A 10,225-nucleotide genomic window follows, 5' to 3' on the forward strand; every position below is an offset into this window, starting at 1 on the left:
CGACGGCCACCACACCGGGGACCCCGCACAGCCGGTCGGCGATGTCATCGATGTCGAACACGGCAAGAGCGTAGAGCCACCGGCGAAGTCCCTAGAACGTCACCAGCGGGTCACCGATGAAGTCGGCGATGAAATTGACGAAGAAGAAGCCGAAGAACAGGAAGTTGAGCACGAGGATGACGTAGTGCCAGGGACGCGGGCGGGCCGGGCGCGGCAGCTTGCTGTTCAGATACATCAGCAGGAACGGATACAGCAACGCGCCCAGGTTCGACATGTTGGCCGACCACTCCACGAGCGCCACCGGCAGCGACTGGAAGATGATGATCGAGATGATGATCAGCAGCACGATCATGAACGGGTAGTAGAAGCGGCGCGGGTCGCCCTGGATCAGGGCGCGCAGGCGCGGACTGGTGGAGTTCGCCGCGTCCGTCGTGACGCGTACCATCGCCTCGAAGATGCCGAGCTGCGTCGAGAACAGCACCAGCACCCCGAGCACCAGCGCGATGTAGAAGACCACCTGGCCGTACTCGTCACCGAGCGCGGCGGCCACGAACGTGGGGACGTTCGCCCGCGTGGGCTGCTGCCCCGACATCGTGACCGCCTGCGCCATGAGGATGGTGGGCAGCAGCATGCCCAGGATCGCGCCGACGAAGAACACACCCCACATGTCCACCATCAGCAGCCGGTACCACCTGCGCCAGAGCCCACGGTTGCGGTCGTCGTCGGGGAACGTCACGCCGCTGGCCAGGACCTCCCGGCGCCCGCCGCGCAGGCCCGAGATGTATCCGACACGGTGGCCCATGCCGTAGCCCTTGTCGCGGTAGTGGCCCATGACGTACCAGTTGAGGCCCGAGGCCAGCGCGGTGAAGCCCGCCAGCCCGCCCAACTGGGTCGCGGTGATCCCGGCAGGTGGGGCGGCCGGGGTGACGAAGCCGCGGATGCCCTCCCACCACTGGCTGAACGGCACCACGAGCAGGTCCACGGCCAGCAGGGCGAGCAGGATCGTGCCCACCAGCACCCAGTTGACCAGCTCGAGCACCCGGCTGATGCTGCGGGCCGCGGCCGTGATGAGGAACACCAGCACCAGCAGGGCGACGGCCCACCAGCGCGACTCCATGTCATCGGCGGCCGGCGGGACGCCGTGGACCAGCGCGTAGACGCCCTGCCCCGCGGACGCGGCCCACCCGCCGGCGATGAACGAGAAGATCACGATGAGCACCGACAGCGGCACCCAGAGCGGCCACCCCGGCGGCACCCGCCCCCAGCCCACGACCGGTGTCTCGCCGGTCGCGAGGACGTACCTGGAGCACTCGACGTTGTAGAACGTCTGCAGCAGCGCCGACACCAGGATCACCCAGCCGACGCCGATGAAACCGTACTGGCCCACGCTCAGGGGCCCGAGCAGCCACTCTCCGCTGCCGATCGAGATACCGAGCGCGATCAGGCTCGGGCCGACGGCGTACTTGAACAGTTCCTTGGGGCCGATCTTGGAGACCTTGAAGACCTCCTCAGGCGTGGGGAGATCGGTGACTTCGAGATCCGGACGGCTGACTCCGAGTGGGTGCGACATCTCACTGCCTCCTGCCGTTCAGGGTGATCCCGAACGAGGGCGGCTACAAGACCCAATTGGCGAAACCATGACATGCCGGTGATGGCATCAGTCGACGTCCGCAAAGCGGCGAGACACTCCGGGCGTGGCGTTACGGCGCGTTACGGGACCGATTACGTAGAGTAATCAATGCGTTGTTAGATCGTGATCACAGGGGGAGATCGTGAAAGGTAACCTCATAGCCGCCGGTGGGGCCTTGGCCGCCGCCGCACTGCTCGTCATGGCCACGCCGGCCGGCGCCGAACCGCAGAAGCGCGAAAAGGCCGACTGCGACCTGAGCGTCAGCGACGCCAGGCACTCGCTCCGCATCGACCTTTTCGGCGTCTACGCGGATAGCCGCGACGCCTCGGCCTGCAAGGGCCGCAAGGACAAGGACAAGGACAAGCACGACGACGCCGACCTCGAGGACCTCCAGGGCCTCGAGAACATCGACGCAGGCGACGACTACGGCGACGACTACGGCGACGACTACGGGGACGACTACGGGGACGACTACGGCGACGACTACGGCGACGAGCGCAGCGGCTACGACCACAGCGGGTACGACGACAACAAGTTCGACCACAACAAGTTCGACCACAACAAGTACGACCGCAGCGGCTATGACCGCCACGGCTGGGGCGGTCACGGCTGGGGCGGTCACGGCCACGGTTGGGGCTGGGGCAACCCCGGCTGGGGCGGCTACCCAGGCTACGTCTGGCCCGGCACCTGGCTCGGCCGGTACTGACTCGACCGGTTCAACAAGGTAGTCCAGTCAGGTCCCGGGTCATCCGACCCGGGACCAGCAGTTCGGGCCGCTCCGGGCTCCCCCTCTTGGCGCCCGTTCAAGCATGGCCCGAACCCTGCCCCAGTTCGCGGATGACCTCACCCATGGCCGGGGTTCTGGCGCGGTGACATGAGCGCGATGAAGATCGGTGTCTCGTCGCCGGCGCTGAGCGAGTTCCACGACGTCGCCGCCGCGCGCGGCACGTCGAAGAACTGGGGGCTGGAAGCCTTCTGAAACCCCCCGATCGTGGGAGACGGCTCGCCGCGCCTGGAGAGCCCGATCCCGCAGCCCTACGCCGCCGTGGGCGGCGAGCGCATGGTCTCGTCCGCGGACGGCGGCGAGTCCGCCCGCCAACGCGAACCGCAGGCCGGGGCCCGCACCGCAACTCCCGGCCCACGCTTCTACTCCCGGCCTGAGCGCCTGCTTCCCGGGTGAGACCGCTGTCTGCCTCCGGCCTGGGCCCGCGGGCTCGCGTGACTCCCGGCCTGAGCCCGCCTACTCCCGGTCTGAGCCCGCGTGACTCCAGGGGGGCCCCGCGCGGACTTCCGGGGCGAGTTCGTACGGGGCTACCGGTCGACGATCTCGTTCTTGCCGATGACGACGACCCCGGCCCGGGTCAGCGCGAACCGGGTGCGGTCGTAGTCGAGGTCGAAGCCGATCCGGGCCCCGTCAGGGATCACCACGTTCTTGTCGATGATCGCCTTGCGCACGATGGCACCTCGCCCCACCTTGACGTTCTCCATCAGGACCGAGTCCTCCACGCGCGAGTGCGAGTGGAGCACCACCTTGGGCGACAGGATCGACCTGATCGCCGTGCCGCCGGAGACGATCACGCCGGGCGACACCAGCGAGTCGATCGCCCGCCCCACCCGGTCGCCGTCATTGTGCACGAACTTGGCCGGCGGCAGCGGGTCGTGCCCGGTGAAGATCGGCCACTTGTCGTTGTAGAGGTTGAACACCGGATGCGCCGAGATGAGATCCATGTGGGCCTCGTAGTACGCGTCCAGCGTCCCCACGTCACGCCAGTAGCCGCGGTCGCGCTCGCTCGACCCGGGCACGATGTTGTTGGCGAAGTCGTACACGTCGGCCCCACCCGACTTGACCAGCATCGGGATGATGTTCCCGCCGAGGTCGTGCTTGCTGGTGGGATCGAGGGCGTCCTCGCGCAGGGCGTCGATCATCGACTGCGTCTTGAACACGTAGTTGCCCATCGACGCGAACACCTCGTCAGGCGAGTCCGCGAGCCCGACCGCGTCCTTGGGCTTCTCCCTGAACGCCACGATCCGGCGCCCCTCGGGGTCGGTCTCGATCACTCCGAACTGGTCGGCCAGCGACAACGGCTGCCGGATCGCCGCCACCGTCACGTCGGAGCCCGAGTCCTCATGCTGCTCGACCATCTGCCGAGGGTCCATCCGGTAGATGTGGTCGGCCCCGAACACGATCACGTGCTCGGGCATCTCATCGTAGATCAGGTTGAGGTTCTGGAACAGGGCGTCCGCCGAACCGGAGAACCACCGCGGCCCGAGCCGCTGCTGCGCGGGCACCGGGGTCACGTAGTTGCCCAGCATCGCCGACAGCCGCCAGGTCCGTGAGACGTGCCGGTCGAGGCTGTGGTTCTTGTACTGGGTCAGTACGACGATCTTGAGGAAGCCGCCGTTCGCCAGGTTGGACAGAACGAAGTCGATGAGCCGATACATCCCCCCGAACGGCACGGCAGGTTTCGCCCGATCCGCCGTGAGCGGCATGAGCCTCTTTCCCTCTCCACCTGCCAGCACGACCGCAAGCACCCTCCGGGACCTCATGTCCTGGACGCTACCCTCAAATGGCCGATCTATCGACGAAACCCCGCACGGTCGACTTTCTTCGTGTCCAGATTCACAGCGCCACGCTCTCCAGGTTCGGCACGAAACTCGCCGCCGGTGGTGGTCCGCCGGACGCGCCCCACCATAAAGTCGTGTCATGCGTGTTGATCTACTCAGCCGGGAGTATCCGCCCGAGGTCTACGGCGGGGCCGGGGTGCACATGGAATACCTCGCCCGGGAGTTGCGGCGGCTGGCCGACGTACGCGTGCGTTGTTTCGGCGCCGATCGCGCCGAGCCCGGCGTGTCCGCCTACCGGGTGCCGGGCGGGCTGGAGGACGCCAACGCCGCGCTGCAGGTGCTCGGCGTGGACCTGGAGATGGCCGCCGCCTGCGAGGGCACCGACGTCGTCCACTCGCACACGTGGTACGCCAACTTCGCCGGCCATGTCGCCAAGCTGCTCCACGGCGTCCCGCACGTGATCACCACGCACAGCCTTGAGCCGCTGCGGCCGTGGAAGGCCGAGCAACTCGGCGGCGGCTACACGATCTCGTCGTGGGCCGAGCGGACCGCCCTGGCCGGCGCGGACGCGGTCATCGCGGTGTCGGAGGGGATGCGGCGTGACGTACTGGCCGCCTACCCCGAGATCCCGCCGGACCGGGTGAGCGTGATCCACAACGGCATCGACACCGTCGAGTACACCCCGGATCCCGGCCTCGACGTGCTGAAGAAGCACGGGGTCGACCCGCACAGGCCGTACGCCGTCTTCGTCGGCCGCATCACCCGCCAGAAGGGCCTGGTCCACCTCCTGCACGCGGCGCGGTCCTTCGACAGGGACGCCCAGCTCGTGTTGTGCGCGGGCGCGCCCGACACGCCGGAGATCGCGGCCGAGGTCACCGAGCTGGTGCGGGGCCTCGACCGCGAGGGCGTGGTGTGGATCTCGGACATGCTGCCCAAGCCCGAGGTGATCCAGCTGCTGACGCACGCGACGGTGTTCGTGTGCCCGTCGGTGTACGAGCCGATGGGCATCGTCAACCTGGAGGCGATGGCGTGCGAGACGGCCGTGGTCGCGACCGCTACGGGCGGCATCCCCGAGGTGGTCGCCGACGGGGAGACCGGCCTGCTCGTCCCCATCTCCCAGGGCGCCGACGGCACCCCGCACGACCCGGAGCGATTCGCCGCCGACCTGGCCGAGCGGGTCAACGCGGTGCTGGGCGACCCGGCACGGGCCAGGGCCATGGGAGGGGCGGGACGGGCTCGGGCGGTCGAGCACTTCTCCTGGGAGCGGATCGCTCATCGCACCCTGGACCTGTACGCGGGCCTCGGCGGCGCTAGGTGAGGCGTTCCAGCACCACGACGGGGATCTGGCGGTCGGTGTCGCGCTGGTAGTTGTCGTAGTCGGGCCACGTCCTGGTCATGATCCCCCACAGCTCCGGCTTCTCCGCGTCATTCGCCGTACGCGCGCGGGCCTTGAACCTGTCGCCCATGACCTGCACCTCGACATCAGGGTTGGCCACGAGGTTCTTGTACCACTGCGGATGATCCGGATCCCCGCCCTTGGAGGCCACCACGAGGTAGTCGTCGCCGTGCCGCTGGTAGATGAGCGGCGTCGTGTACGGCCTGCCGGAGCTACGCCCCTGGGTGGTCAGCAGCAGGACGGTGGTGTTGTTCCAGTCGTGCCCCTCTGCGCCGTCGGTCTCACGATAACGCTGGACATGTTCCTTGCCGTAGAGCATGCACACAAAGCTACCCCTTGAAGGCGTGACCTCACCGTTACGCCCCGGGGCCGGAACGAGAAGTTAACATGCCGGACACCCGCCCCGCCTCGCGAGATCACACCGTGGGCGGGGTCCTGTACGCGACCGCACGCCGGTGAGAGCCTGTAGCCCATGACCGATCCGGCCGGGGCGCTGGCCGCCCGCATCGAGCGGTTCGAGCAGGCCGCGGATCCCGGGCTGATCTGGGATCCGGCGGCGCTGACCGAGGCCGAGCAGGCGATGCGGGCGTGCGCGGGCGACCGGTCCGACGCCGCGACCTGGCGGCTGATCGGCATCCTGCACCTGGCCCGCTACCGGCTCGACCAGCGCACGACGCAGGACGCCGCGGTGGCGGGCGCGTTCTTCGCCGCGGTGGCCGTGCTCGATCCCGAGCGGCTGCCCGAGCGGCTGCGGGGCTCGAAGGCGCCCCCAGGCGACTCGGCAGGCACGTGGGCGGGGCTGGTCGAAGAGGTGTTCACGCACGTGGACCCGGCGGCGTACCCGCACGTCGGGTTGCTCGTCCACGCGCTGGTCCGGCGGGCCATGGCGCATCCCACGGCGGAGGCGGCCGACCGGCTCGGACGGCTGCTCCTGGAGCAGCCGCCGGAGTCCGCCTGGGCGCCGGGTGCACTGGCGCTGCTGGGCGGCGGGCTGGTGCGGCTGTACGCGTTGACGGGGGAGCGGGAGGTCATCGAGGACGCGGTGCACGTGCTGCTCAGGGCCGCTTTGGCGGGGCACGGCGCGGGCGACCTGGCCGCGGCACTCGGGCTCGCCGCCCCTGAGGACGCGTCGCTGGCCAAGGCCCACCTCGCCGCGGCCGGGAGCGCGCCGGGCGGCCAGGACAGGTCGCGGGCCCTCCTCGCCCTCGTCGACGTCGCGCGGGCGCGGTCGGCCGCTTCTTACGAGGACGGCGACCTGCTGACCTTCATCAGGGTGGGGCAGTGCGCGCTGGACTTCTGGCCCGAGGGGCGGGCGCATGCCGGTGTGCTCGCGCCGTACGCGGCCGGGCTGGTCGAGTGGTACGTCGTCACGGGCGACGAGCGCTCGCTCGAAGCCGGGCGGGAGATGCTGGAGGCCCTGGGCGCGAAGCCTGACGGGACGGTGCGGCGGCTCGGCGCCGATCCGGTCGTCAGGCTCGGCCTGCTGGGCGAGCGCCGGTGGCGGCGCTACGGCGTGAGCGGCGACCCGGCCGACCTGGAGATCGCCGTCGACGTCATGCGCGAAGCCGCCGGACTGGCCGCGCCCGGACACCCGGAACGCGCCCGGCTGCTCGACGACCTGGCGAACGCGCTGTTCAGACGGGCCGTCGTGACCGGTGGGGGCCCGGCCGAGGCGATCGCCGCCGCCCGCGCCGCGCTGGCCGCGCACGGCGAGCAGGATCCGGCCAGGTCCAAGGCCCTGCTGCTGCTCGGTCAGGCGCTCCAACTGGATCTCACCGCCGAACACGCCGACGAGGCCGTCGCCGCGCTCCTGGAGGCGCTCGGAGCGGGGGAGCGGCAGGCGTACGGGCTGGTCTCCGAGGTGCTGCGGTGGCGCGCCACGCACGTCGGCGGACAGCGCGAGCAGGACCTGAACGACGCCGTGCGAACCGCCCGCCAGGGCACCGACGACCCGGCGACCGGGACCCCCACCCAGCACGGGGTTGAGCCGGGGATGGGGACGCCTGCTCAGCCGGGGGTTGAGCCGGGCGTGGGGGTGCCCGCTCGGCGGGCGCTGGGGGAGGCGCTGGTGGCGCGGTTCCGTGTGCTGGGTGACGCGCGGGACCTGGGTGAGGCGCTGGCGCTGGCCAAGGACGGGGACCCGGAGCTGCTGGCCCGGCTCGGGACCGTGTTCGACGACCCGGCGCCGCTGCCGCTCGACGAGCGGCTCGCGGCCGCGGCGACCGAGCTCGCGCTGCTGTCACCGGACGAGGACACGGCGCTCAAGCTCCTCCGGTACGCGGGACGGCAGGCCACCGAGCCGGGCGAGTTCCTCATGGAGAAGGGACTGAACCTGGCCGAGCAGGGGCGCCACCGCCTCGCGGGCTCCGTGCTGGGGCGGGCGTTCGAAGCGTTCGAGGAGGCGGGCCGGCGTTCCGAGGCGGCCTACGCACTGTCCAGGCAGGCACGCGCCCGCGAGGAACTCGGCGAGCCGGACCTGGCGCTGGAGGCGTACACGCGGTCGGCGGGCCTCTACCGCGCGCTGGGCGCGCACCGGGCCGAGGCGCGGCAACTCGCCGGCATGGGCCGCGTCCGGCTCCGTGCCGGCGACCCCGCCCGCGCGGCCGAGCACTACCTGCGCGCCGTCGACCTGTGCGCCGGCGCCGAACCGACCGGGGAGGAGGCGTCCTACCAGGCGAGCGCGGCCGACGCCTGCCTGGCCGCCGGCGACCCGGCCACCGCCCTGGCGTGCGCGGTCCGGGCCCGCGAGCTGTACCTGGCGCTCGGCGACACCCAGGCGGCGGCCACCGTGCTGAGCGCCGCCGCGCGGGCCGCCGTCGACCAGGGCGACCTCACCGCCGCCGGCGACCGCATCACCGCGTGCGCCCTGGAGCTGGAGGCCGCGGGGGCGTGGGAGGACGCCTGCCGGGCGCTCGACGCGCATGCCGTGCTGCTGGCCGGGCGCGGCCACCGCGAGCGGGCCGCCGCGTGCGAGGCCCGGCTGGTGGACATCGTGCGGCGCCGTGGGCAACGGCGCGAGCCCGCCGACGAGTGGTACCGCATCGCACAACGCCGCCGCGGCGACGGTGACGCCGGTGGCGCCAGGTCCGCGTTCGAGCTGGCCGGACTTGAGTACGAGTCCAGCGGCCACCACGACGGCGCCGGTTCCGTCCGATACAACCTGGGCGTGCTGGCGTACACCGAAGGCACGCTCGACCCGGCGGTGGCGGCGTTCGGGGCGGCGGTGGAGACGTTCGACCGCCTGGGGGCGACCGCCAAGGAGGCCGCCGCCCTGACCATGCGGGCCTCCTGCCTGACGCGGCTCGACCGGGGCGACGAGGCGCAGGCCGACCTGGACAGGGCTCTGGAGCTGGCCGCCGCGAGTGGTGACCTCGACGCGCTGTTCGCCACCATGCTGCACCGAGCGGTGCTGGACGTGGCCGTCGGGGAGTATCACGCGGCGGAGGAGCGGCTGTACTCGGCGCTCGGTCCTGCCGCCGCCGACCCGTTCAAGGTGGCCGTCGTACGCGATCGGCTGGCGGAGCTGGCCGCCCGCACCGGTGATGTGGAGGCGCGGGCGGAGGCCCTGACGCTGGCGGCGGCGGGCTTCGCGGCCGGGGGGCAGGGCCGGCTGGCCGCGCTCGCCTCGGTCAGGCTGGGCTTCGCGCTGGAGGAACGCGGGGAGTACGCGCGGGCCAGGGCGGCGCTGGAGGAGGGGCTCGCGGGCCTGGAGTCGTACCCGGAGGTGGGGGCGGCGCCGTTCGAGGTGATGGTGGCGATCGTAGGCGGGCCGGACCCGGCCGTACTGGCCCGGCTGGCCGCCATCCAGCTCACCCTCGGCCACCTGACCCCGGGCCGCGCCACCCTCGCCCAGGCACTCGATGCGGGCACGCCGCATGCCCGGCTCCACATCGAGACCGCCGGGCCTGGCCTCGGGGAGGCCGGAGCCGGGCGGGGGCCGGGGGACGTGTGGCTTCGCATCGAGACCGCCGGGCCTGACCTCGGGGAGACGGAGGCCGGGCGAGGGCTGGGGGAAACATGGCTTCGCATCGAGGAGGCGGAGGCGGCCGGAGACCTGCGCACCGCCCGCTCCCTCGCCGAACGGGCCCTCGCCGATGACCCGGCATCCGCCGACCGCTCGCTTCTGCTGGCCAAGCTGTCCCGCCACTGCCGGGACCTGGGCGATCCCGCCGCCGCCCACGACTACGCCACCCTCGGGTACGAACTGCGCGACGATCGCGCCGTCGAGCACCTCCGCAACCTGGGCATGTCGGCCGCGGACCTCGGCCGGACCGACGCGGCGGTCCGGCACCTGAGCCGGGCGGCCGAGCTGGGCCGCGACTCGGACGCCGCGCTGCCGGCGCAGCTCGTACTGACGCTCGACGCCCTCGGCAGGAGCCTGACCGACGTCGGAGCCTGGGGTGCGGCCGCCCAGGCGTTCGACGAGGCCCTGGACCTGACCACGGCACCGCTGTGGCGTCTGCTGCGTGCCCCGCTCCTCGCCCACCGGGCGGCCCTCCACCTCCGGCTGGGCGAGCTGAACGAGGCGGCGACCGCGTACCGAGCCGCCATCTCCACCATGGAGGAGTCAGGCGACCGACGCCACCTCGCCACCGCCTACGCCGACCTCGCCCTCATACACACACTCCACACCC

The 10,225-nt window shown here is 71.6% G+C and carries 6 protein-coding genes and 1 pseudogene; 4 read left to right on the forward strand and 3 right to left on the reverse strand.

Annotation, left to right across the window (positions count from 1 at the left end; all coding sequences use genetic code 11):
- Window positions 1–91: 91 nt before the first annotated feature.
- Window positions 92–1,570: an Nramp family divalent metal transporter gene (locus tag ITP53_RS50025; protein WP_195902539.1), complete on the reverse strand. Its 1,479-nt coding sequence runs from the start codon at window positions 1,568–1,570 to the stop codon at window positions 92–94.
- Between the two features lie 202 nt (window positions 1,571–1,772).
- Here ITP53_RS50025 and ITP53_RS50030 point away from each other — a divergent pair, with 202 nt between their 5' ends.
- A complete protein-coding gene (locus ITP53_RS50030; protein ID WP_195902545.1) occupies window positions 1,773–2,336 on the forward strand; it encodes a hypothetical protein in 564 nt (187 codons plus the stop codon).
- Window positions 2,337–2,621: 285 nt separating this feature from the next.
- Window positions 2,622–2,810 carry a hypothetical protein gene (locus tag ITP53_RS50035; protein ID WP_195902540.1) on the forward strand — a complete coding sequence of 63 codons (189 nt, stop codon included), beginning with the start codon at window positions 2,622–2,624 and terminating at the stop codon, window positions 2,808–2,810.
- Between the two features lie 131 nt (window positions 2,811–2,941).
- On the opposite strand, the gene glgC is transcribed toward ITP53_RS50035, so the two are convergent.
- Complete coding sequence (gene glgC / locus ITP53_RS50040) at window positions 2,942–4,177, reverse strand: glucose-1-phosphate adenylyltransferase (RefSeq protein ID WP_195902541.1); 1,236 nt, start codon at window positions 4,175–4,177, stop codon at window positions 2,942–2,944.
- Window positions 4,178–4,334: 157 nt separating this feature from the next.
- Here glgC and glgA point away from each other — a divergent pair, with 157 nt between their 5' ends.
- Window positions 4,335–5,513, forward strand: coding sequence for a glycogen synthase (gene glgA / locus ITP53_RS50045; RefSeq protein WP_195902542.1), 1,179 nt, complete (start codon window positions 4,335–4,337; stop codon window positions 5,511–5,513).
- On the opposite strand, the gene ITP53_RS50050 is transcribed toward glgA, so the two are convergent.
- Window positions 5,506–5,910 carry a nitroreductase family deazaflavin-dependent oxidoreductase gene (locus ITP53_RS50050; RefSeq protein ID WP_195902543.1) on the reverse strand — a complete coding sequence of 135 codons (405 nt, stop codon included), beginning with the start codon at window positions 5,908–5,910 and terminating at the stop codon, window positions 5,506–5,508. The two genes, glgA and ITP53_RS50050, sit on opposite strands and share 8 nt — an antisense overlap.
- A gap of 153 nt (window positions 5,911–6,063) precedes the next feature.
- Here ITP53_RS50050 and ITP53_RS50055 point away from each other — a divergent pair.
- A pseudogene (locus tag ITP53_RS50055) lies at window positions 6,064–10,225 on the forward strand (hypothetical protein); the annotation flags it as partial.

Origin of the sequence: Nonomuraea cypriaca, assembly GCF_015645445.1 — a bacterium.
Classification (GTDB): Bacteria; Actinomycetota; Actinomycetes; order Streptosporangiales; family Streptosporangiaceae; genus Nonomuraea; species Nonomuraea cypriaca.